We start from the raw sequence: 21543 nt of genomic DNA on the forward strand, positions 1-21543 counted from the left end.
GGACCGCAGGCGGCGGTCAGATGGAGCCGCCTGCGGGCCGGGGCGCCATGCCGTCCTTCGGCGCGGTCGAGCTCATCTCCCGCGCGACGAAATCCTCGATGGCGAACAGGTTCTCGCCCGCCCGGTCGACGATGGTGAGGAGGGTGGTCATGGAGGCGACCTCCTCGACCTGCTCCTTGAGGAACCACTGCATGAACTGCTCGCCGAGATAGTCGCCGGTGTCGCGGGCGGTGCGGGCGAGCCTGGTGATCTGGTCGGTGACCTGTCGCTCCTGCTCGAGCGCCAACTCGACGGGCGCGCGCACCGAGTCGAATTCGGTGACCACGGCGTCGATCCCGGGGATCGTGACCTCGATGTCGTTGTCGATGAGGTACTGGATCATCATCATCGCGTGGTTGCGTTCCTCGTTGGCCTGCCCGTAGAAGCGCGCCGCCAGCTGGGGGAGGTCGTACCCGTCGAAGAACACCGCGACCGCGATGTACTGCTGTGAGGCGGTGAACTCGTTGCGCACCTGGTCGCGGAGAAGGTCGTGGAACTCGTTGCCCGGCCGGGAATTGGTCATGGCGGACACGCTACCGGCGCGGACCCCGGATCAGGGTCCCGTGGTGATCAGCGACTCCGGCACCGGCTTGTCCTCGGCGAGCGCGCCGAAGAACTGCGAGGCGCGTTCGCGATCCCAGATGAGTACGTTGCCCGAGTCGACGTCCTCGAAGCCGGCGATCGGGACGGTGGTCGTGATCGGGCCGCCGCGCATCGCCCAGCCGAGGCCGGCGAGGTTCCACAGGTGGTCGTCCTCGTCCACCTGGAGCGAACCCGCCGTCTTCGTCACCGTCGGCCAGAGCCGGAACGGATTGATCATGGTGCTGACGCTGGTCGCCTTGTCCAGCAGCGCAGACATGAACGCGCGCTGGTTCTTCATCCGGTCGAGGTCCGCGAGCGGCGTGGCCCTGGTCCGGACGAAGCCGAGCGCCTGGGAGCCGGTCAGGTCCTGGCAGCCCGGTTGCAGGTTGATTCCCGCGAGCGGGTCGTCGATCGGGTAGGGCACACAGAGGTTGACGCCACCGAGGGCGTCGACGATGCCGGCGAATCCGCCGAAGCCGATCTCCGCGTAGTGATCGATGTACAGGCCGGTCGCGCCCTCGACGGTCTGCACCAGCAGCTGTGGCCCGCCCTGCGCAAACGCCGCGTTGATCTTGTCGCGGCCCCAGCCGGGGATGGGCACATAGGAATCGCGCGGAATGGACACCATGGTGGCCTTCCCGCTCTTGGGGATGTGCACGACGATGATCGTGTCGGTGCGGCCCTCCCCGACGTCGCCGCCGGTCGCGAGGGCGGCCTCCTCCTCCGGGGTCATCCCGGCGCGGCTGTCCGAGCCGACCAGCAGCCAGTTGGTGCCGGGAGTGTCGCCGATCCGGTCCGGATAGTCGGCGAGTGCGTCGACGCGGTTCAGCCCGCGGTCCAGGTAGACGACGGAGCCGCCGACGAGGACCAGCAGCGCCATCAGGACGAGCCCGATCCGTCGGCCCCAGTGCGCCTTCCTGCGCGGCTTCGCCGGACGGGGCGGCTGCGGGGGCGGGGCAGCGGGACCGGTGCGGCGGGGTGGCTGGGGCGGTGCGCCGACGCGACCGGCCTGCCTGCGGTACGGGTCGTCGTACGGCTGCGGTGTCTGGGTCGGCGCGTAGGCGGACCCGGCCTGGGGGCGGTGCGCCCTGGTCGGGTCGGTCCCGCCAGGGCGGGTGCCGTGCTGCGGTGCCGGCTCGGGGGCCTGCGACCAGGCGCGCGCGCCCTGCTCGGGTTCGGCGCGGCGGCCGTCGCGCCGGATCACCTGGGTGCCCTCGGGGCCGGGGGGCATCGGCCTGCCCTGGTCCTGGGGCGGCGGCACGCGCCGCGGCGGCATCGGCTGGCCCTGACGCGGCTGTTGTGGCGGGAGCGGGCGGCCCTGCTGCGGTGGCATCGGACGGCCCTGCGGCGGCATCGGACGACCCTGCGGGGGCTGCGGCCCGCGCGGCGGCACACCGCGGTCCCACCGCGGATCGCGGGGGTCGCGGTACTGGGGATTGTCGCCGTTCACGGCTCGACTCTACTGGTCAGGGCAGCCAGGACACGTGGCCACGCAGGGCGGTGTAACCGACGAAGGCGACCGCGTCGATCAGCCAGTGCGCGACGATCAGCGGCCACAGCCGGTTGGTCCGCTGCCAGTACCGGCCCAGGACGAGGCCCATCGCGACGTTGCCGATCCCACCGCCGAGGCCCTGATAGAGGTGATAGCTGCCGCGCAGCAGCGAGGAGGCCAGCAGCGACGAGTTCTCGCTCCAGCCGAGCCTGCGCAGCCGCGAGATCAGGTACGCGACGACCAGCACCTCCTCCGCGCCGGAGTTCGCGAGCGCCCACAGCAGGAGCGTTGGCAGCCGCCACCAGTGCTCCTCGATGGTGCTGGGCAGCACGGTCAGGTTGGCGCCGACGGCGTTGGCGACGAGGTAGAGGGCGAGGCCGGGCAGCCCGATCAGCGCGGCAAGGCCGACGCCCGGCAGCAGGTCGGCGCGGGCTCGCGGTCGGCCGAGCCCGATCTTCGCGGGGCCGAGGCCGCTGCGCCAGAGCAGGTACAGGCCGAGAGCGGCCCAGGCGCAGAGCCTGACGATGCCGAGCAGCTGGCGGCCGAGATCGATCCAGCCCTGCTCGGAACGGGAGACGTTCAGCGCCACCGTCTGGTCGGCCAGCCCGCCGGGAGCGAGCGCGTCCTCGACGAGGGAGAGGATGCCGGACAGCCCGCTGAGCCCGAAGGTCACCAGCAGCACGATGGTGATCTCCAACCACAGCGCGCGACGGCCCGCGGCGTCGAGCGGCGGTTCGGTCTGTGGGGGCGGGGTAGGCCGGAGCCAGTCGTCGAACCGGGTCACACCGGTGAGGGTATGCCGCGCATCAGCGCTGGGCGCGCAGGCCGTTCACGAACGGGCAGCCCACCAGCAGGCGCAGGGCGCGGCTCAGCTCGGTCACGTCGTCCACCGGTTGGGCGAAGGCCATCCGGACGTCGCTGTCGCCCGTCTCGCCCTCGATGCGCAGCCGGATGCCGTATCGATCGATGCCGAGCGGGCGGACGCGGCCGGTACGCAGCGCCCGCGGCAATCGGCCTGCGAGCTGATCCACGAGTTCACCGTGGTCGGACTCCAGGTGTTCGAGCCAGGGGCCCTCGACCTCCCAGAACGGGTCGGGGCGGGCGGCGAGCAGCGCGTCCACCGGCACCGGCTCCGCGCCGTGCGAGTCGGCCACCACTGCCGAGTCCAGGATCAGCCGGAGCAGGGTGGTGGTGTGCCCGACGTCGAGCAACGCGGGGTCAGGGCGTTCGTCGGCGACGGCGGCCGCCAGTGCGCGAGAGGCCTCGGCGGGCACCGGGTGCAGGGCGCCGTGCAGCCAGACCAGCGACCGCACCGGTTCCCGAAGGGAGAGCGGGGTCAGGTCGGTGAGTTCGAGCACCGCGGGCAGTCCGGCTCGGCCCGCCTGCCAGGTCAGTGCGGTGGCGACCGAGTCGGTTCGGACGGTGAGCACCACGTCGCCGCAGGCCCGCAGGTGGTGCACGGAGACCTCGACGGGATCGCTGCCGTCGATGGCCAGCACCGCCTGTTGGGCTCGGGCGCAGGCGCTGCGGACCCGCTCCGCGGTCGATGGACCCTGGGTGGAGGTGGCAGCAGTCATGTGGCGCTCGCTTCGTTCGGTCGGGGCAACGGAGATGCCGATCACAATAGGTTAGCCATGCCTAAGTTACGGCAGGACCCGATGGCCCGCAAGATCTCCGTGTGCGGCTACGTGACACTGCTCCGCCTGCGGCTACGGTGGGTGCCGTGTCCACCCTGCTCACCCTCCATCCGCCGACGCCGAGCGATCGGCAGCCGCCCTTCACGGGCCTGCTCTCGCAGCGGTGCCCGGACGCGGCCGCCGTGCCGCGCAGGCGGCTCGGCGCCATTTTCGGTCCCCCCGTGCTGGCGGCGAGCGCACTCGGTTCGGGCCTGGATCATCCGGTCGTCGTTGTGCTCGACGTCGCGCCCGACACCCTCGCGTCGGGCGGGCCCGCGGTCGCACGCTTCGACATCGACTGCAGCCTGGAACAGCTCGATGACGCCCTAGAACTGTCGTTGTCCGGGGAGTCGAACCCGCACCCGCTGACGGCGCCCCTCGCGGTGTTCGTCGCCCCCGACGACCACGCCGAGGCCGGCTGGGCGGCCGAGGTGGCCACCCGGATCGCCGATGCGGGCGCACACCCCGGACTGCGCGCGGGCCCGAGCCCCGACGAGGTGGCCGACTTCCTGGCGGTCCTCGCGCACTCGGACGCCGGCTTCGTGGCCAGGGCGGCCTCAGGCGCGGAGGCGCTGGCGATCCTCGCCGCCACGGTCGCGGCCCTGCGCGGGGACGACGTCCGGGCAGCGTTCGTCGCCCCGGACCCGACCCGGGTCGCCGGACTGAACCAGGACGCAGCCGAGGCGCTCCGCACGGTGTTGCTGAGCATCGAGGTCGACGACGCCGAGGAGGCGGAGCGACACCTCGTGGCTCACGGGATCACGGCCACCGCCGCGCCCTGAACCCCGGCTCGCATCGCGGCAGGTGAGTAACCTTGTCGTGTGCCTCGTATCGCCTACTTCGGACCGTCCGGAACGTTCACCGAGATGGCCCTCGCCCAGATGGAATCGGGCGGGGTCTTCGACGGTCCGGTGGAGCGGGTGTCCGCCCCCAGCCCGCCGGCCGCGCTCGACCAGGTGCGCGCGGGTGTCGTGGACGGGGCGGTCGTGCCGATCGAGAGCTCGGTCGAGGGGCCGGTGCCACCGACCATGGACTCCCTGGCCGCAGGCGAGCGGTTGCAGATCGTCGCGGAAACCGAACTGGACGTGAGTTTTACGATCCTGGCGCGCGCCGGGACCACCCTCGACCAGGTGCGTACCATCCGTGCGTACCCCGTCGCGGGTGCGCAGGTGCGGATGTGGATCGAGAGGAAACTGCCGGACGCCGTGGTCCAGTCCGCGTCCTCCAATGCCGGTGCGGCGGAGGATGTCGCGGCGGGGATCGCCGATGCCGCGGTGTCCACCGCGCTGGCCGGTGAACGACTCGGGCTCAGTGTCCTCGCCGATTCGGTGGCCGACTTCGACGGCGCGCGAACGCGATTCGTGCTCGTGACCCGCCCGGCTCCGGTCCCCGCGGCCACAGGAGCGGACCGCACCGCGGTGGTCCTGCAGCTCAACAACGAACCCGGCTCCCTCGTGAGTGCGATGGCGGAGTTCTCCACCCGCGGAATCGATCTCACCCGGATCGAATCCCGGCCCACCCGTATCGAGTTCGGTACCTACCGGTTCTTCCTTGACTGCGTCGGACACCTCGAGGACACCGCGGTTGCCGAAGCGCTCAAGGCCCTGCATCGCAAGCACGACGTCCGCTTCCTCGGTTCTTGGCCTGCCGCGAACCCCGGTGGGGTGCGGCCGCCGTCGGACGAGGAGGCGACCGAGTGGCTGCGCCGGATACGGTCCGGCGAATCGGACGGGAGGTGACGGCATGGGCAAGCTGATCCTGGTGCGCCACGGCCAGACCGAGGCGAACGTCGAGCGGCGGCTGGACACCCGGCTGCCAGGGGCCCGGCTCACCGAGTTCGGGGAGAGCCAGGCCCAGGCCTTCGGGCTCGCGGTGGCGGGCAGGGCGCCCCGCGCCCTGGTGGCCTCGCCTGCGTTGCGGGCGCGGCAGACGGCCCACTTCGTCGAGCGGGAGTCGGGCATCACCGCGCAGGTGCGCGAGGGCATCCACGAGGCGCAGGCGGGGGAGCTGGAGGACCGCTCGGACCGTGAGTCGCACGAGCTGTTCATGAAGGTCTATCACTCCTGGCATGCAGGCGACCTCGGTGTGCGGGTGCCGGGCGGTGAGTCCGGGTACGACATCCTCGAGCGCTACGTGCCGGTGCTGAGTTCGCTGCGCGAGGAGTTCCTCGAGGAACCGGCGGACGAGGCCGACACCGGCGATGTGCTGGTGGTCAGCCATGGCGCCGCGATCCGTCTGGTGGCCGCCCAGCTCGCGGGTATCAACGGTGCCTTCTCCGCGAACACCCACCTGGACAACACCCAGACGGTGGAGCTGGTGCCCACCGCGAACGGGGGCTGGAAGTGCGTGCGGTGGGGGCTGCTGGTGCCGCCGTTCGAGCCCTTCGCCAGCGCCGGGCCCGACGACCCGATGGGCTGACGCGGTGCCCGAGTCCGATCGTGTGGACAAGCGCACCATGCGGTACGCAGGCAGGCGGGACGAGCTGCTCGCGTCGGTGACCGAGTACGTGATCGCCAACGGGGTCGGGGAGCTGTCCATGCGCCCGCTGGCCAAGGCTGTCGGGGTGTCGCACGCGTCGCTGTTGCATCACTTCGGCAGCAAGGAGAACCTGCTGGCCGAGGTGATCGAGGGGATGCGGGGGGAGTCGATTCCCGCCGAGCTGCTTGCCGAATCCGGTGCCGACCCGATCGCCCTGCTCACCGGCTGGTGGGAGGAGCGGACCGCTCCCGAGACGCTGCCGCGATTCCGGGTGATGCTCGAGATCTACGTGCAGGCCGTGCTCGAACCGGGCGGGCACGAGCGCTTCCTCGAACACTTCGTCGGCCAGTGGCTGGCCGTGCTCGAACACGGCCTGCGCGGGGCCGGCTGTCCCGAGGAGCAGGTACGGCAGGTGGCCACGCTGATCCTCGCGCAGATCCGGGGCCTGACCCTGGACCTGCTCGCCACCGGGGACCGCGAGCGAGTGGATCGGGCTTTCGCCTTCCTCGTCGACGATCTCGCCGCCCGGGTCCGCGGCTGGGAGATTGCTTGACCGATCGGTAGGTCTAACTTATCGTCCTGTGTGCCCGGCGCCGAATGTGACCGGGCGCACAGCCGTGAGGAGAGAGTGATGACCCACCGACTTCGTACCGCCCTGGTGGCCGCGGGTGCGACATTGGTCGCCGTGACGTGGGCCGTGTCGCCGGCCGCGGCCGCGCCTGTCGCCGGCCAGGCCGAGGCCCCGGGTTCCGTCGTGAGTAGCGAGGAACTGCCACGCGATCGCTGGCTGCCCGGTGCCGCGTCGTCGTCGCTGCTGACGTACTGGTCCCAGGGTCCGCAGGACAAGCCGATGCTCAGCACAGGTGCCGTCTACCTGCCCGAGGGGACGCCGCCCGAGGGCGGTTGGCCGGTGATCTCCTACGCGCACGGCACCACCGGGGTCGCGGACCAGTGCGCGCCCAGCGTCAATCCTCCGACCGAGCGGGCGGTGACCCATCTCGGCCATTGGCTCTCCCAGGGCTACGCGGTGGTGGCAACCGACTATGTCGGCCTCGGCACCCCCGGCGTGCATCCCTACCTGGACGGGCGCTCGGCCGCGCACAGTGTGATCGACATGGTGCGGGCCGCCCGCGCGGTGACGCCCGAGCTGTCGAAGAAGTGGGTCGCCACGGGGCAGTCACAGGGCGGTCACGCGACGCTGTTCACCGCGAACATCGCCACCCGCTACGCCCCGGAGCTGGACTACCGCGGCGCGGTGACGACCGGTGCGCCCTCGAACATCGAGATGGCGCTGCCGCTGGGCGGACCGGCGTTCCCGAAGCTGCCGCTCAAGGGCACCACGGTCTACATCGCCAACGTCCTCGACGGGCTGCGGGCCGCGCGACCCGACGTCGACATCGACTCCTACCTCAGCCCCCTCGGGCGCAGCATTCTCGCGGATGTGGAGACCTCGATCTGCTACGGCGACGCGCGGACCAAGTACGCCGACGTCTCGATCGGGCAGCTGCTGTCGCGGTCGGTGGACACGCCCGAGTTCATGGACGCGGTCCGCTCGATTCTCTCCGTCCCCACCAGCGGCTACGACCGGCCACTGCTCATCGCGCAGGGCCAGCAGGACTTGGACGTCCCGATCCCGTTGACGCTGAAGCTCGTTGCCGATCTCACCGCGAACGGGGTGGAGTTCGCGTTCCGCACCTACCCGACCGACCACGGCGGCACGGTGGCGGCCTCGGTGCCGGACAGCACGCCGTTCATCGCGAAGCTGTTCGCCGGCGAGAAGCCGTGCATGGGTAGCTCCTGCTGAGGGATCGATCGCAGTGCGGCGCGGGGCGTCACCGAATCACGGTGGCGCCCCGCGTTGTTGGAACCAGCATCGCAGTTGGTATCGGCAACGCGAAACGGGTCAACCTGTCGGTGACGTGGCCGAGTGGGCCTCGTCCGTCGTCGCCTTGTACAGATGCGCTCGGAGCGCGTCGGCCACGATCTCGGGATTCTCGAGCATCGGGATGTGGCCGACGCCCGGCAGGGTGATCTCCTCGACGTGATCGGGGAGTTCGTCGATCAGCCGCTGCATGCAGTCTTCACGCGTCGCAAAGGTGTCGAACTCCGACAGGATCAACGAGGTGGGGACAGTGACGTTCTCGAGCCCGGTGAGGGGCCCGTCGCGCAGAAACGCCAACTGGATCGGCATATAGACCGGGCAGTGAGACACCGCGCGGATGACGTCGGCCGCGTCCTCGGGGCTGACGGCCGACATGTCCCTACTGCAGTTGCGGATGACCGGGCGTTGAAAGAACTCGCGAGTCGCGGCCCGATCGCCGAGTAGCCGCGCGGCCACAGCCAGCGGATACTGCAGAGTGAACCCCAGTCCCAGGCGAAATTCGGTGTAGGAGAATCTCTTCCAGCCCCCGCTCGGATTGATCGGGGCGAGGGACCTGGCCCGGCCTCGGCGTTCGAGTTCGAACCCCACCTGGCCGCCCAGCGAATTGCCCGAGATGTGGCAGGTGTCCCAGCCGATTGCGTCGAGCTCGCGCTCGATTCCATCGGCGATGCCGCGAACCCCGAGGTCGCGGATTCGAAGTCGTGGGCCGCCCCAATGGCCGAGCATCGTCAGCGCGAGCACGTCGAAATCGCTGGCGAGATCGTCCACCACACGGTGCCATACGTGATGGGACAGCGTGAATCCGTGTAGAAGCAGCACAGGCTCGCCCGATCCCGCGCGATTCGATGGTGTGACCATTGTTCCCCCCTGAATTAGTGGCCTATTCACCAGTAACACCCGTATGCCCTGATGTCCAGCACGGGATTTCGGCGACGGCGCGGGCGACGCCGGCGCCGGCGGGCCCGATCGCCGCACCCGGATCCGGCGCAGGCAACCACCACCGCTCCTCCCGAACGCGCGGCGGGCACCGTCCGGCACCCCTCATTTCTGGGGGGATGTCGGGCGGTGCCCGTGGGTTTCGCCTCAGGCGGCGAGGGGGATTTGGTTGCGCCGGTTGTGTGCCGGCACGGGTTGTCGGTGGGGGTCGATCCACGCGGGTGGGGTGAACCAGGGGTGGCCATCGTCTTTGCTGATGGTCACGGTCCAGTCGCCGCGGTGGATGGTGGTGTGGTGGAAGCGGCAGAGCAGCACCAGGTTTGACAGGTTGGTGGGGCCACCATTCGACCAGTGTTGGATATGGTGGCCTTCGGTCCAGGCGGCGGGTCGGCCGCAGCCGGGGAAGGCGCATCCGCAGTCGCGGGCGCTGAGGGCGCGGCGGAGTTTGCGGGGGATCAGTCGGGTGGTGCGTCCGACGTCAAGGGGGTTGCCGTCGGTGTCCATGGTGATGGGGGTGATGTCGGCGTCGCAGGAGATCTGGGCGGCGAGATCGAGGGTGATGGGTCCGAGCCAGGGCATCCAAGCGGGTCCGCGCCGTCGCCCCGGATGGCGGTCTTGGTGGTGGTTGTCGGTGGTGGCGGCGAGGTCGTCGGCGTCGACGAAGACGTTGATGTGGGGGCGTTCGCCGCCTTCGGTGGGGGCGTGTCCGGAGTTCAGGTATGAGCCGATGATGTGGGTGAGGGCGTCGGCGCGGCGTTGGGCGGGGGTGCGTTGGTCTTTGCCGTGTTGTCCGTCGCGGTTGTCGGTTCCGGGGTGTGGTTTGGAGAGGGCGGACAGGGCGGTGAGGAGGGCTTCGCCGGAGGCGGCGTCGAGGTGTCCTTTGAGGTGGACGCGGCCACCGAGTCCGGGTGAGGCATGGAATTCGTTGAGTTCGGCGTTTTCGGAGTCGGGGTTTTTCTTGTCGCCGTTGAGGATCAGCTCGAGTGCTTTGGCGCGGCGGGCGAGGGTGGTGGAGTCTTCGGTGCGGGCGGCGTAGAGGAGGTAGCGGGCGCAGGCCTGGGTTCGGGTGTCGTGCGGTCCGAAGATGATCGAGTCGACACCAGGCTGATCACCATCGCCGCCGGCAGCGTCCGAGCCAGGGTCACCATCGCCCGCAGTCGAGGCGTCGCCGGTACCGCCCTCGGCTCTCCCATTCTCGGCTTCGGCAGCCTTCGGGCTGGCCGGGGACTCGCCGTCGGGGACCTTGGCGAGGAGTTCGACGATCACGCGCACCTGGTCGTAATCGGCTTTCCCTGAGTCGAACTCGGAGGCCACCTCCGGGTGCTTGGCAAGTTCCCGGCCGAGGCGGACGATCCGGTTCGTGTGGCCGGGTGTCATGGTGGTCGCTCCCGCGAGCCAGTTGCCGGGCGAGGACGCCCCGACCTGTTCGGCCACGCATCGTTGGTCGACCTGGTGCATGAGGCGGACCCGCAGTGCCTCGAGCTGTCTCATCCGCAGGGACAACTCGGGAATCAGCCGCAAGAGGTCGGCATCGGCGAGCTGCCATGCGGCCACATCCTGTGGCGCGGTGAGCATCTCGGCGAGATCCATGTTCGAAGTATAATCGAACATTAGTTCGATTTCAATGGGTTCGGTGAACGGGATGAGATTTGCTCGGTTGGGCTCAGCGTCCGGGGGTTCCGGAGCGGCGGCACCGCGAACCCAGCAGGCTCCAACACCTGCTAGGCGAATTGGCCTGGCGCCCAAAAATATTCACGCGGCGAGCCGGGCGTCTGCCGAGCCTCAGCTGACGGCGTCGACCAGAACGGCGATGGCCTGGCGGAATCGGGCGTCGCTGCCCGCGCTCAGCGTGGACCAGGCCACCCCGGCGGCGGAAACGCTCGAGGTGCCGACGATCCGGCCCCTGTCGGTGTCGAACACCGTGACGGGACCGCCGACCGGCTCGACCCGGCCGTCGCCGTGCCGGATCGCGACGATCTCGGCGCGCTCCCGGCAGCAGGCTAGCGCGGCGGCGACCGCCACGACATCCTGATCGGCGACCCCGAGCGCGGTGAGCCGACGCGCGGTGGATCTGGCATCGGCGCAGTCCGCCAGCGCGGCGGCCAGCTGCTCGGTCGGTGCGTTGACCACTCCCAGGTCGACCGGCGCCTGCCGTCCGATCGCGTCGAGCATCAGCTCCCCGGCGGGATGCTCGGCGCGCTGCAGCACATAGGAGTCGGGTCCGCGCAGGGCGAGCACCGATCCGGTCGGTCCGTGCGCGAGGCAGAGCCGCGAGATCTCCTCGGCGACATACCACCGCAGCGCCACCTCCCAGCTCGGACGGGCCAGCACCTGCAGCCACTCGGCGACGTCCGGGTGCACCGCGCCCGCCTCGAGGAGCCCGCGTTCGGCGAGGGTCACCCGGGCCGCGTCGAACGCCGCGTCCCTGGCGGGAACCGAGTCGAACCGTGCCGTCGCGCTCAACACCACCGGTAGCTCGTCGATCCCGAGGATGTTCACCAGCAGGTCCAGCTCGTCGAGGCCGAGCGTCACCGACTCCAGCCGGGACGGCGCGGCAAGGGTGCCCGATTCGATCACCGCTCGTACTCCTGGGGGTCCGCCCCGAGGACGGCGGGGATGACGACGCGGCCGTCGCTGAAGTGCTCGAAGTTCTTCAGGTAGGCGGGGGTGTGGTGTTCCTCGTCGTCCCGGCCGCCGCCCGCTGCGCCGCCCATCATCGGGGCGCCGAGCTGGCCTCCGCGCGGCCCGGCCGCGACTGCCGCCTCCGCGCGTGCGGTGCCGGAGGCGAACGCCTCCGAGCCGCCCGGCACACCTGTGGCCCCACCACCGAGCCCGCCTGCTGCACCGCGGCCCCAACCCTCGGGCAGTGTGGCGCGCCCGGCGCCACCGCCGCCGAAGCCGCCCGCGCCGCCGCGACCGATGCCGCCTGCCGAGGTCATGGTGCGGGTGGCGCCCGATCCCGAGCCCGAACGGCCACCAGCGCCGCCTGCCCGGTCGCCCGCCGGAGTCGCCGAGAAGCCGCCGAACGACTGGCCGGAGCCACCGCCGGTGATCGCGGACACCGCGGCGGGAGCGAGCGAGCTCGCAGTCGAGGTGACGGTGCTGAATCCGGCGCCCGCGATCGAGCCCGCCTGCGAGGCGGCGCTGACCACGGCCGGGTTCTGCGCGTGCGCCATCACCGCGGCCATCGCGGCGCCCGCCGGGTTGGTCCGCCAGTCGATGTCGTCCTTGTTCGTGGGCACCGCCTCCTGCGCGCCCGCGCCCGAGGCCTGCGCGCCGGTCGCCAGCGGCGGCGGCGGGGTGAAGCTCTGCGGCACCGAGACCACGGTCGACGCGGCCTCATAGCTCTCCATGACCAGTGCCGCCCGCAGATCCATCGCCCGGTCGGCGGCCTCCGCGGCTGCGCCTGCACCGGCCAGCGAGCCCCCGACGGTGTGCGCCACCACCTTCGCGGTCTTGACGGCAGCGATCTCGGGCAGGCTCGGCATGGTCATCCGGGCCACGGAGTGCGTGCTGGCCGCTGCGGCGGCCTTGGCCGCCGTGGTCGTCGCCATCGCCGTGGACTCCTCTGTCCAGGCGGTGAACGGGACGAGCTTGGCGAGGGCGGCGTCGGAGGCGAGCCCCTCCCAGCCAACCCGCAGCTCTCCCATCACCTTGGTCATGGTCGCGGACGCGTCCGTCAGGCCGGCCGCGATGTTGGTCCAGGCGACGCCTGCCGCGGACAGTTGCACCGGCCCGACGCCTGCGTTGAGGGCGGTCGAGTTCCAGGTGGCCCCGCGAGGCATCCAGACGACGCCGGTGAATCCCATGGTCATATCGGTGTCTCCTCAGATCCGGTGTCGGACGCTCACATGCCGGCGGCGAGCGAGGCACTCAGGGAATGGTCCTGGTTCTCGTACTCGGCGGCGTGCTTGCGCAGGGTGTCGGCGGCGACTCGAAGCTCGGCGATGCCGGTCGCGGCGGACGGCAGGAAGCTGTCGGCGACCGAGTTGAACGAGGAGGCGACCATGGCCGAGACCTCTTCGCTGCCCGCGGGCGCCAGGTGCAGGGCAGGCGCGTTGACCCTGACCGTTGCCTCGAGGCGCGCCGCGAGGGCATCGAGCTGCGTGGCGGCGGAGATCAGGGCTTCGGGAGCGACAAACACATGGCCTGACATGGTCGCGGCCTCCTTGAGGGCTCGGCGGAGCGGGGCCTGCGGAACGATCCGCGGACACCGAGATTGGTCGTCAAGAGGTTGGACGCGGCACGCGCCCGACCGGTTCCCACCAATTTCGCCGACCCGCCCGCTACCCCCAGCCGAGCTGGTGCAGGCGCTCTTCCTCGATGCCGAAATAGTGCGCGACCTCATGGATCACCGTGATCGCGACCTCCTCGACCACCTGCTCCTCGGACTCGCAGACGTCGAGGAGGGCCTCGCGGTAGATGGTGATCGTGTCCGGCAGCGAACCGCCGTAGTGGCTGTCGCGTTCGGTCAGCGCGATGCCGTGATAGAGCCCGAGCAGCCCGGGTTCCTCGGGGTCGCGGTCCTCCACCAGGACCACCACGTTGTCGATCGCGCGGGCGAGTTCGGCCGGGATCAGGTCCAGTGCCTCGGAGACCAGCTCCTCGAAGCGGGCCTCGGTCATCTGCACGGTCATGTCAGTTGCCCGCGCCCGGCAGCGGAACCGGCAGCGAACGGCCCTCGGGGATCGGCGGCGGTGGAATCGGCGGTGCGCCGTTGATCAGGATGTCGCCCTTGGCCGAGTTGACGATCGAGGCGAACCCGCCGGTGTCGAGCTCCTTGCCGACCGAGCAGGTGACCTTCCTGCTGCCCGCCAGCCAGCTGGTGAGGTCGATGTTGTCCCAGAACAGGGTGAGGGTCTTGTTCCGCAGCGCGTCCGGCGAGCCGAGGAACTCGTTGGACGCCTGCGTGCACGTCTCCTCCAGGTACTTGTCCTGGTCCGGGATGTCCGGGAAGCCGCCGGTGAACTTGGCGCCGAGGTCGACCACCGAGATCACCTCGAAGGCGTGCGGGTCCGTGCAGGGGACAGGGTCGGTCGGGACGTTCTGGTTGATGCCGATGCAGGTGCCCGCGTCCCAGGTTTTCGACTGGTCCTGCCCGGCAACCGTCCCGTAGATCGATTGTGGTTTGCCGGTCGTGCCCGAGTACTGCAGACCGCAGCGCAGCGTGCGTTCCCCGGCCGCCCAGCCGGCCACTCCTGGATTGATCAGGCCGACGCTGAACTTGCCGTTCGGGTCGAACTTGGCGCCGAGGTACTCGTTCACCGCTGGGGTGCAGTGCTCGTCGCGGAGCTGGGAGAACCGCAGCACGCCCGGGAACTTCGAGCCGGGGCCGAACTCGGTGCCGGGGAAGTTGCTCAGGTCCACCTCGGAGGCGACCTCGAACAGGTGCTCCGAAGAGCAGTCCACCTTTTCCAGGTCGCTGGCGTCGTCCTCGGTCCACGTCAGGCAGTCGCCCGCGTGGGCGGTGCCGAACGCGCTGCCCGATACCGCGCCGGTCGACTTCGGTCCGGCGGTGTTGGCGTGCGTGCTGAGCTCGTTATCGCTCTTGAAGCCGCCGGAGAAGACCGCGGTCGCGATGGCGGCGAGGATCGCGCCGAGCGCGATCGCGGCGAGCGCGCGCCGGGTCATGGTCGCGGACAGGTGGCGTCCGGGCTTGTCGGCCGACGGGGTGCCCGAGTCGCGGGTCGCCTCGGTGTCGAGGCGCGCGTCGTCGTCCCGCCCGGAGGCGTCGCGTTCGTTGGCGTGTTCGTCGGACATCTCGTCCATCATGCCCGTTGGTCGCGCCGATGCCGAACCTTCCCCTGCACGCAGTGAGGGCCGTGCCCGCGTACCAAGTAAGGTTTGTGGTCGTGATTGACCTCAAGTTCCTGCGCGAGAATCCCGACGTCGTCCGCGAGTCACAGCGCACCAGGGGCGAGGACCCGGCCCTGGTCGACGCGCTGCTGGCGGCCGACGAGGCCCGTCGTGCCGCGGTGCTGGCCGGCGACAACCTCAGGGCGGAGCAGAAGGCGCTCGGCAAGAAGGTCGGGCAGGCGTCCGCGGAGGAGCGGCCCGCGCTGCTCGCCGGGTCGAAGGAACTGGCCCAGAAGGTCAAGGACGCCGAGGCCGCGCAGCACGAGGCGGACGCCGCGCTCGACGCCGCGGCCCGCGCCATCTCGAACATCGTGCAGGAGGGCGCACCGGCGGGCGGCGAGGACGACTTCATCACCCTCGACACCGTCGGCGAGATCCCGTCCTTCGACTTCGAGCCGAAGGACCACCTCGAGCTCAGCGAGTCGCTCGGCCTGATCGACATGGAGCGCGGCGCCAAGGTGTCCGGCGCGCGCTTCTACTTCATGACCGGTTACGGCGCGATGCTGCAGCTCGGCCTGCTGCAGCTGGCCGCGCAGAAGGCGACCGCGAACGGCTTCACCCTGATGATCCCGCCGGTGCTGGTGCGGCCGGAGATCATGCAGGGCACCGGGTTCCTCGGCCAGCACTCCGAGGAGGTGTACCACCTGGAGCAGGACGACCTGTACCTCGTCGGCACCTCCGAGGTCCCGCTCGCCGGGTACCACTCCAGCGAGATCATCGACCTGAGCGAGGGCCCCAAGCGGTACGCGGGCTGGTCGTCCTGCTTCCGCCGTGAGGCAGGCAGCCACGGCAAGGACACCCGCGGCATCATCCGCGTGCACCAGTTCGACAAGGTGGAGATGTTCACCTATTGCAAGCCGGAGGATGCCGACGCCGAGCATCAGCGGCTGCTCGCATGGGAGCGGGAGATGCTCGCGGCCATCGAGGTGCCGTACCGGGTGATCGACGTCGCCGGCGGCGACCTCGGTTCGTCCGCGGCGCGCAAGTTCGACTGCGAGGCATGGGTTCCCACCCAGCAGGCCTACCGCGAGCTGTCGTCGACCTCGAACTGCACCACCTTCCAGGCCCGCAGGCTCGGCACCCGCTACCGGGACGAGAACGGCAAGCCGCAGACCGCCGCGACCCTCAACGGCACGCTGGCGACCACCCGCTGGATCGTCGCGATCCTGGAGAACCATCAGCAAGCCGACGGCAGCGTCACGGTGCCGGTGGCGCTGCAGCCGTTCGTCGGGACCGACGTCCTGCGGCCGTAGTTCCCGGTAACTTCGGTCGACATGACGGACGATCCGATCGCCCCCCGGCTCCAGGAGATCGCGCAGCGGGTCTTCGACGCGGCCAGGGCGGGTGATGCCGCGACCATCGCCGCCTACCTCGACGCGGGCGTGCCGGTGAACCTCACCAACGGCACGGGCGACACCTTGGTGATGCTCGCCGCGTACCACGGCAACGCCGAGGTGGTGCAGCTGCTGATCGAGCGGGGCGCGGACGTCGATCGGCTCAACGACCGCGGCCAGTCACCGGTCGCGGGCGCCATCTTCAAGGGCGAGGAGGCCGTGGTGCGCGCGCTCGCCGCCGCCGGGGCCGATCCGAACGCCGGCCACCCGACCGCCGTCGACTCGGCGAAGATGTTCGGCAGGCAGGACTACCTGGAGTTGTGGCGCTCGTAGTCGGTCAACCGAGCTCGACGCCGAGCCGGTCGGCGAGCTCACGCAGCTTCTGCGCGTCGTCGATGCCGACCGAGACATAGGTGTGCACGCCGTCCGGGTCCTCGCGGAGCAGGTATTCGTAGTCGCTGGTGGTCAGCGACTCGCCCGCGGAGTCGAGAAAGGTCCACCGCACCCGGACCCGGGCCAGCCGGTCGGTGAGCGCTGCCGATTCGAGGACCTGATGCGAGATCCCGGCGAGTCCCAGCTGCTTGTACAGCGGGTACGACTGGCGCAGGCCTGCCGCCATGTCCGCCCGGCTCGACAGGGACCCGGCGAACTCGTCGGTGATGACGGTGCCCGGCATGCCCCACATCGCGGCGGTCGCCTCGGCGTCGAACGAGGTCAGTGAGTTCCCGTAGGTGGTGAGATAGCGGTCGATGGTGTCCCGATCCAGTGCCATCGCTTCACGATAGGCCCGATCGGCCGGGGCGCTCAGCCGTGCTCGCCCCTGACCGACTGCCAGATCCGTTCGGGCAGTACCCGCGCCGCCTCGTCCAGGTCGATGCCGGGCGCGGCCGACAGCCAGCGCCTGCTGGTCTCCGCGACCGGGCCGATCACCAGCATCTCGATCAGGGCGGGGGACAGCGCCACCACCCGGCCTGCTTCGACGTGCGGTGTCATCCAGTCGGCCATCGCCTGCATGCGGGGGCCCTTCTCGGCCGCGAGCTGCTCGGCGTACGCGGGCAGGAAGCCGGAATAGGCCGAGGCGTGGATGAAGTGTGCCTGGGCACGGTGCCGCCCCACCCAGCGCAGGTAGGCCGCGGCCATCGCCTTGATGCCGGTCCGCGCGGTCCGGCAGCGCACCAGCTCGGCGATCAGCGAGTCCAGCAGATCGGACATGCAGCGGCTATACAGGGCAGCCGACAGGCCGTCGAAGCTGCCGAAGTGGTGGTAGAGGCTGCCGACGCTGACGCCGCTCTCCCCGGTCACCGCGGTCATCGTGAACCCGGTGGGCCCGGACTGCGCGAACACCGACAGCGCCCCGTCGAGGAGTCGCTGCCTGGTCTCGGTGCCCCGATGCTGCGTGCCGATGTCTACCTCCAGGGCCCACGGGCAGGCCATTGACAGGCCGCCGCGCATTGACAACACTTTCTAGAAAAGCTCTCTAATTTTAGCGGAGGGATCTGAGCATGCGCGAGTTCGAGGTTCCAGCGACGTTCACCATCCCGGCGGATGTGTCGATGGCGGACACGGTGTTCCGGTACGCGCAGGACTCGCCGGATTTCGTTCCGTTCCAGCTGCCGTCCGGGTCGGGCTGGTCCGACGTCACCGCCGTCCGGTTCGCCGAGAGCGTCACCGCGGTGGCGAAGGGCCTGATCGCCTCCGGGGTCGCGCCGGGGGACCGCGTCGCGATCATGTCGGCGACCAGGTACGAGTGGGTGCTGCTCGACTACGCGATCTGGGCAGCGGGCGGCTGCACGGTGGCTATCTACGAGACTTCGGCTGCGGCGCAAGCGAAGTGGATACTCGAGGACTCGGGGACCACGCTGCTGATCGTCGAGGCGCAGCGGCACGCCGACACGGTCCGAGAGGTGGCGGCCACTGCGCCCGCGATGCGCGAGACGCTGCGGATCGATGAGGGCGCTGTCGATGAGCTGATTCGCCGCGGCGCGGGGGTGGACGACGCGGAGCTGCGCGCCCGGCGCACCGCGGTGGGGGCGAGCTCGCCGGCCACGCTCATCTACACCTCCGGCACCACCGGTCGCCCGAAGGGCGTGCAGCTGACCCACGCGAACCTGTTCGCCGAGTCGGTGGCCGTGCGCACCGCGCTGAGCGAGGCCCTCGTCGAGGGCAAGCGGACCCTGATGTTCCTTCCGCTGGCGCACGTATTCGCGCGCGCCATCTCGGTGGGAGCGTTCGACGCCAAGGTCACCGTCGCGCACACTTCGGACTGGACGACGCTGGTCGATCAGTTCGCCGCGTTCAAACCGAATTTCATCCTGTCCGTGCCGAGGGTGTTCGAGAAGGTCTACAACGCGTCCAGGCAGAAGGCCGTCGACGGTGGCAAGGGCAAGATCTTCGACAAGGCGGCGGCGACCGCGATCGAGTGGAGTCGCGCTCGGGACGAGGGCGGGCCTGGCATGGGGCTGCGGCTCCGGCACGCGTTGTTCGACCGGCTGGTCTACGGGAAACTGCGGGCCGCGCTCGGCGGCGAGTGCGACCTCGCCGTCTCCGGCGGTGGCCCGCTGGGTGCCCGGCTCGGGCACTTCTTCCGCGGCGTCGGCCTGCCGATCTACGAGGGGTACGGCCTCACCGAGACCAGCGCCGCGGTCACCGTGAACACCTCGACCCATCAGCGGGTCGGCACCGTGGGCCGCCCGCTCGACGGACACGCGGCGCGGATCGCCGACGACGGCGAGCTACTGGTGCGCGGGCCGGTGGTGTTCGGCGGTTACTGGCACAACGAGGAGGCCACCGCGGACGCCTTCGTCGACGGCTGGTTCCGCACCGGCGACCTCGGGACGATCGATGAAGCCGGTTTCGTCACCATCACCGGCCGTAAGAAGGAGATCATCGTGACCGCGGCGGGCAAGAACGTCTCCCCGTCGCAGCCGGAGGATGCGCTGCGGGCGCACCCGCTGATTGGTCAGTGCATGGTCGTCGGTGACGCGAAACCCTTTGTCGGGGCGCTGATCACGATCGACCCGGAGGCATTGCCCGGATGGCGCGAGCGCAACGGGGTCGCCGCCGACGTGCCGCTCGCGGAGCTGGTCGGTCACCCGGCGATGGTCGCGGAGATCGATGCCGCGGTCGCGGAGACGAATGCGCAGGTGTCCTCGGCCGAGCAGATCAAGAAGGTCCGGATCCTGGCCGTCGACTGGACGCAGGAGACCGGCGAGCTGACCCCGAAGATGTCGCTCAAGCGCAACGTTGTCCTCGAGCGCCACGCGGTCGACGTCGAGGAGATCTACACCTGACGGTCAGCGGGCGCCGGTCGCGAGGTCCCGCTCGGCGTCCGCGCGGAGGTCGTATTCGGCGCGGGCCCGTGCGACCTCGTCCTGATGCACCTCGGTCCAGCTGACCAGCGCCTGGATCGTCTCGTGCAGCGTCTCGCCGAGCGGGGTGAGCGCGTAGTCGACCCGGGGCGGCACGACCGGGTACACGGTGCGCCGGACCAGCCCGTCGCGTTCGAGCTGCCGCAGTGTGACGGTCAGCATCCGCTGGCTGATGCCGTCGATCTCCCGGCGTAGCTCGGTGAAGCGCAGGGTTCGCCGGTCGAGCAACGCGATCACCAACAGTGACCACTTGTCCGCGATCCGGTCCAGGATCTGGCGGACCTCGCAGTCCTCCCTGGTGTCCCACTGATAGGGGTCCCGGTCGCAGACGGTATCGGCGCAGTGAGTCGGTTCCTTCAAAGTGCCTTCTTCCATGGTCATCGATGGTGTCGAAGAATGGGGCAAGTTACAAGAGGGAACCGACCAGACGGTGAGGAACCAAGGTCGCGGTTTCCGACGGCCGATCGAAGGAGCGTTCAGTGCTGGAATCCCCGCGGGCAACACTGCTCGAACGAGAACGCGACCGCTTCAGCGGCCGCGAGTGGGCCATGCTCCTCGTGCTGTGCGGCGCCATCTTCCTCGAGGGCGTCGACGTGTCGATGTTCGGTGTTGCGCTGCCCTCGATCCGCGCCGACCTGGCCATGTCCACCGCCGAACTGCAGTGGGTGATCAGCGCTTACGTGCTCGGCTACGGCGGCTTCATGCTGCTCGGGGGCAGGGCCGCGGACCTGCTCGGCAGGCGCCGGATGTTCCTGATCTGGCTCGCGGTGTTCATCGCCTTCTCCGGTCTCGGCGGGCTGGCCTCGGAGGGCTGGGTCCTGATCGCGGCGCGCTTCGTGACGGGCGTCGCCGCCGGTTTCATGGCACCCGCCGGACTGTCGATCATCACCACCTCGATCGCCGAGGGGCGCAAGCGCAACCAGGCGCTGCTGGTCTACGCGGGAACGGGCGCGGCCGGCTTCTCGCTCGGCCTCGTCGTGGGTGGGGTGCTCGCCGAGTTCTCCTGGCGCTGGGTCTTTTTCGCTCCCGTGATCCTGGCCGCGCTGATCCTGCTCGCCGGCATCCGGCTGATCCCGGTGCAGGCGCGGCCGGGCTCGCGGTCGATCCGGGACTTCGACCTGCTCGGTGCGTTCAGTGTCACCGGGGCGATGCTGCTGCTGGTCTACGGGGTGGTCCGGGCACCCGACGTCGCGCTCGGGCCCACCGTCGCCGTGCTGGCGGGCGGTGTCGCGCTGTTGGCGCTGTTCGTCACGGTCGAGCGCCGGGTGCCCGCGCCGCTGGTCCGTCTCGGCATCCTGCGCTCGGGTCCGCTGGTCCGGGCGAACATCGCCGCGCTGCTGTTCGCGGGCTCGTTCGTCGGATTCCAGTTCATCCTGGTCCTCTATCTGCAGGAACTGCGGGGGTGGTCGGCGCTGGCGACCGGCCTGGCCATGCTCGCGGTGGCCGGCGACGCGGTGCTCGCGCCGACACTGACGCCGCGGCTGGTGAACCGGTTCGGGAACGTCCGGGTGATCTTCGCCGGGCTGTTGGTGGCCGGGGTGGCGTACGCGTCGTTCCTGGGGATCGGCGCCGACGCGGCCTACGCGGCGATGCTGCCCGCGCTGATCCTCATCGGTGTCGCGTTCGCGCTGGTGTACGGGCCGCTGACGATCGCGGGCACGGACGGGATCGTCGAGGACGAGCAGGGCCTGGCCGGTGCGTTGCTCTACACCTCCTGGCAGCTCGGGTCGGCGCTCGGGCTCGCGATGGTCACCGCGGTGCAGGTCACCACGCTCGGTGGCGACCACTCGGAGGCGGGCCTACTCGACAGTTACCGTGCGGCCCTCACGGTTCCGGTGATCGCGATCGCGGTGGCCGCCGCAGTGACCGCGTTCGGGCTGCGCAGACGGTGACCCGGGGG

At 70.3% G+C, this 21543-nt stretch carries 23 protein-coding genes; 9 read left to right on the plus strand and 14 right to left on the minus strand.

What is annotated here, in order from left to right:
• Positions 1–16: 16 nt before the first annotated feature.
• The 4 genes from BR31_RS0116450 to BR31_RS0116465 all read right to left on the minus strand — a co-directional run bounded on the left by BR31_RS0116450 (position 17) and on the right by BR31_RS0116465 (position 3690).
• Entirely contained in the window at positions 17–562 is a 546-nt protein-coding gene (locus tag BR31_RS0116450) for a ferritin (RefSeq protein WP_027501926.1), read from the minus strand.
• Between the two features lie 30 nt (positions 563–592).
• Positions 593–1825, minus strand: a complete 1233-nt coding sequence (locus BR31_RS0116455; RefSeq protein WP_027501927.1) for an LCP family protein — start codon at positions 1823–1825, stop codon at positions 593–595.
• Between the two features lie 262 nt (positions 1826–2087).
• The gene (locus tag BR31_RS0116460; protein WP_027501928.1) at positions 2088–2897 is read right to left on the minus strand and encodes a CPBP family intramembrane glutamic endopeptidase; all 810 of its coding nucleotides are present in this window, start codon (positions 2895–2897) and stop codon (positions 2088–2090) included.
• A gap of 22 nt (positions 2898–2919) precedes the next feature.
• Positions 2920–3690, minus strand: a complete 771-nt coding sequence (locus BR31_RS0116465) for a DUF2470 domain-containing protein (RefSeq protein ID WP_027501929.1) — start codon at positions 3688–3690, stop codon at positions 2920–2922.
• Between the two features lie 146 nt (positions 3691–3836).
• On the opposite strand from BR31_RS0116465, the gene BR31_RS28965 reads away from it, so the two are divergent.
• From BR31_RS28965 to BR31_RS0116490, 5 genes are all read left to right on the plus strand, one after another.
• Complete coding sequence (locus BR31_RS28965; RefSeq protein WP_027501930.1) at positions 3837–4571, plus strand: hypothetical protein; 735 nt, start codon at positions 3837–3839, stop codon at positions 4569–4571.
• Between the two features lie 39 nt (positions 4572–4610).
• The gene (gene pheA / locus BR31_RS0116475) at positions 4611–5528 is read left to right on the plus strand and encodes a prephenate dehydratase (RefSeq protein WP_027501931.1); all 918 of its coding nucleotides are present in this window, start codon (positions 4611–4613) and stop codon (positions 5526–5528) included.
• Between the two features lie 4 nt (positions 5529–5532).
• Positions 5533–6207 (plus strand): histidine phosphatase family protein, encoded by a 675-nt coding sequence (locus BR31_RS0116480; protein WP_037176946.1) that lies wholly within the window; start codon positions 5533–5535, stop codon positions 6205–6207.
• Between the two features lie 4 nt (positions 6208–6211).
• A complete protein-coding gene (locus tag BR31_RS0116485; RefSeq protein ID WP_027501933.1) occupies positions 6212–6820 on the plus strand; it encodes a TetR/AcrR family transcriptional regulator in 609 nt (202 codons plus the stop codon).
• 78 nt (positions 6821–6898) lie between these two features.
• Entirely contained in the window at positions 6899–8071 is a 1173-nt protein-coding gene (locus BR31_RS0116490; protein WP_027501934.1) for a lipase family protein, read from the plus strand.
• 99 nt (positions 8072–8170) lie between these two features.
• Here the strand turns inward: BR31_RS0116490 and BR31_RS0116495 are convergent, their stop codons facing one another.
• The 7 genes from BR31_RS0116495 to BR31_RS0116525 form a co-directional block, all read right to left on the minus strand.
• Positions 8171–9187 (minus strand): alpha/beta fold hydrolase, encoded by a 1017-nt coding sequence (locus BR31_RS0116495; protein ID WP_231496516.1) that lies wholly within the window; start codon positions 9185–9187, stop codon positions 8171–8173.
• A 45-nt stretch (positions 9188–9232) separates the two neighbouring features.
• Complete coding sequence (locus tag BR31_RS0116500; RefSeq protein ID WP_027501936.1) at positions 9233–10675, minus strand: HNH endonuclease signature motif containing protein; 1443 nt, start codon at positions 10673–10675, stop codon at positions 9233–9235.
• A gap of 192 nt (positions 10676–10867) precedes the next feature.
• Positions 10868–11662 (minus strand): ESX secretion-associated protein EspG, encoded by a 795-nt coding sequence (locus BR31_RS0116505; RefSeq protein WP_027501937.1) that lies wholly within the window; start codon positions 11660–11662, stop codon positions 10868–10870.
• Positions 11659–12900 carry a PPE domain-containing protein gene (locus tag BR31_RS0116510; protein ID WP_027501938.1) on the minus strand — a complete coding sequence of 414 codons (1242 nt, stop codon included), beginning with the start codon at positions 12898–12900 and terminating at the stop codon, positions 11659–11661. The genes BR31_RS0116505 and BR31_RS0116510 overlap by 4 nt, the downstream gene beginning before the upstream one ends.
• Before the next feature lie 32 nt (positions 12901–12932).
• The gene (locus BR31_RS0116515; RefSeq protein WP_027501939.1) at positions 12933–13241 is read right to left on the minus strand and encodes a PE family protein; all 309 of its coding nucleotides are present in this window, start codon (positions 13239–13241) and stop codon (positions 12933–12935) included.
• A 130-nt stretch (positions 13242–13371) separates the two neighbouring features.
• On the minus strand, positions 13372–13722 hold the full coding sequence (locus BR31_RS0116520; RefSeq protein ID WP_027501940.1) for a metallopeptidase family protein: 351 nt from the start codon (positions 13720–13722) through the stop codon (positions 13372–13374).
• A gap of 1 nt (position 13723) precedes the next feature.
• A complete protein-coding gene (locus BR31_RS0116525) occupies positions 13724–14716 on the minus strand; it encodes a septum formation family protein (RefSeq protein ID WP_231496524.1) in 993 nt (330 codons plus the stop codon).
• Positions 14717–14937: 221 nt separating this feature from the next.
• On the opposite strand from BR31_RS0116525, the gene serS reads away from it, so the two are divergent.
• Positions 14938–16194: a serine--tRNA ligase gene (gene serS / locus BR31_RS0116530; RefSeq protein ID WP_027501942.1), complete on the plus strand. Its 1257-nt coding sequence runs from the start codon at positions 14938–14940 to the stop codon at positions 16192–16194.
• 21 nt (positions 16195–16215) lie between these two features.
• Positions 16216–16608: an ankyrin repeat domain-containing protein gene (locus BR31_RS0116535; protein ID WP_027501943.1), complete on the plus strand. Its 393-nt coding sequence runs from the start codon at positions 16216–16218 to the stop codon at positions 16606–16608.
• Between the two features lie 4 nt (positions 16609–16612).
• Here BR31_RS0116535 and BR31_RS0116540 read toward each other — a convergent pair whose 3' ends face one another.
• Together BR31_RS0116540 and BR31_RS0116545 are read right to left on the minus strand one after the other, a co-directional pair.
• Positions 16613–17047, minus strand: coding sequence for a hypothetical protein (locus tag BR31_RS0116540; RefSeq protein WP_027501944.1), 435 nt, complete (start codon positions 17045–17047; stop codon positions 16613–16615).
• Positions 17048–17079: 32 nt separating this feature from the next.
• Positions 17080–17727 (minus strand): TetR/AcrR family transcriptional regulator, encoded by a 648-nt coding sequence (locus BR31_RS0116545; RefSeq protein WP_231496517.1) that lies wholly within the window; start codon positions 17725–17727, stop codon positions 17080–17082.
• 50 nt (positions 17728–17777) lie between these two features.
• Here BR31_RS0116545 and BR31_RS0116550 point away from each other — a divergent pair, with 50 nt between their 5' ends.
• Positions 17778–19565, plus strand: coding sequence for an AMP-dependent synthetase/ligase (locus tag BR31_RS0116550; protein ID WP_027501946.1), 1788 nt, complete (start codon positions 17778–17780; stop codon positions 19563–19565).
• A gap of 3 nt (positions 19566–19568) precedes the next feature.
• Here the strand turns inward: BR31_RS0116550 and BR31_RS0116555 are convergent, their stop codons facing one another.
• The gene (locus BR31_RS0116555) at positions 19569–20018 is read right to left on the minus strand and encodes a winged helix-turn-helix transcriptional regulator (protein WP_027501947.1); all 450 of its coding nucleotides are present in this window, start codon (positions 20016–20018) and stop codon (positions 19569–19571) included.
• 104 nt (positions 20019–20122) lie between these two features.
• Between BR31_RS0116555 and BR31_RS0116560 the strand changes: the two genes are divergently transcribed.
• Positions 20123–21535 carry an MFS transporter gene (locus BR31_RS0116560; RefSeq protein ID WP_231496519.1) on the plus strand — a complete coding sequence of 471 codons (1413 nt, stop codon included), beginning with the start codon at positions 20123–20125 and terminating at the stop codon, positions 21533–21535.
• The last annotated feature ends 8 nt before the right edge of the window (positions 21536–21543 follow it).

This window comes from Rhodococcus sp. UNC363MFTsu5.1, from assembly GCF_000686785.1.
GTDB classification, from domain to species: Bacteria; Actinomycetota; Actinomycetes; order Mycobacteriales; family Mycobacteriaceae; genus Rhodococcus_G; species Rhodococcus_G maanshanensis.

Bases quoted from the DNA above. Each gene is read 5' to 3' on its own strand.
- BR31_RS0116450 (WP_027501926.1), bottom strand. From the start codon at position 562: ATGACCAATTCCCGGCCGGGCAACGAGTTCCACGACCTTCTCCGCGAC.
- BR31_RS0116465 (WP_027501929.1), bottom strand. From the start codon at position 3,690: ATGACTGCTGCCACCTCCACCCAGGGTCCATCGACCGCGGAGCGGGTC.
- BR31_RS0116480 (WP_037176946.1), top strand. From the start codon at position 5,533: ATGGGCAAGCTGATCCTGGTGCGCCACGGCCAGACCGAGGCGAACGTC.
- BR31_RS0116490 (WP_027501934.1), top strand. From the start codon at position 6,899: ATGACCCACCGACTTCGTACCGCCCTGGTGGCCGCGGGTGCGACATTG.
- BR31_RS0116500 (WP_027501936.1), bottom strand. From the start codon at position 10,675: ATGGATCTCGCCGAGATGCTCACCGCGCCACAGGATGTGGCCGCATGG.
- BR31_RS0116510 (WP_027501938.1), bottom strand. From the start codon at position 12,900: ATGACCATGGGATTCACCGGCGTCGTCTGGATGCCTCGCGGGGCCACC.
- BR31_RS0116515 (WP_027501939.1), bottom strand. From the start codon at position 13,241: ATGTCAGGCCATGTGTTTGTCGCTCCCGAAGCCCTGATCTCCGCCGCC.
- BR31_RS0116520 (WP_027501940.1), bottom strand. From the start codon at position 13,722: ATGACCGTGCAGATGACCGAGGCCCGCTTCGAGGAGCTGGTCTCCGAG.
- BR31_RS0116525 (WP_231496524.1), bottom strand. From the start codon at position 14,716: ATGACCCGGCGCGCGCTCGCCGCGATCGCGCTCGGCGCGATCCTCGCC.
- BR31_RS0116535 (WP_027501943.1), top strand. From the start codon at position 16,216: ATGACGGACGATCCGATCGCCCCCCGGCTCCAGGAGATCGCGCAGCGG.
- BR31_RS0116540 (WP_027501944.1), bottom strand. From the start codon at position 17,047: ATGGCACTGGATCGGGACACCATCGACCGCTATCTCACCACCTACGGG.
- BR31_RS0116545 (WP_231496517.1), bottom strand. From the start codon at position 17,727: ATGCGCGGCGGCCTGTCAATGGCCTGCCCGTGGGCCCTGGAGGTAGAC.
- BR31_RS0116550 (WP_027501946.1), top strand. From the start codon at position 17,778: ATGCGCGAGTTCGAGGTTCCAGCGACGTTCACCATCCCGGCGGATGTG.
- BR31_RS0116555 (WP_027501947.1), bottom strand. From the start codon at position 20,018: ATGGAAGAAGGCACTTTGAAGGAACCGACTCACTGCGCCGATACCGTC.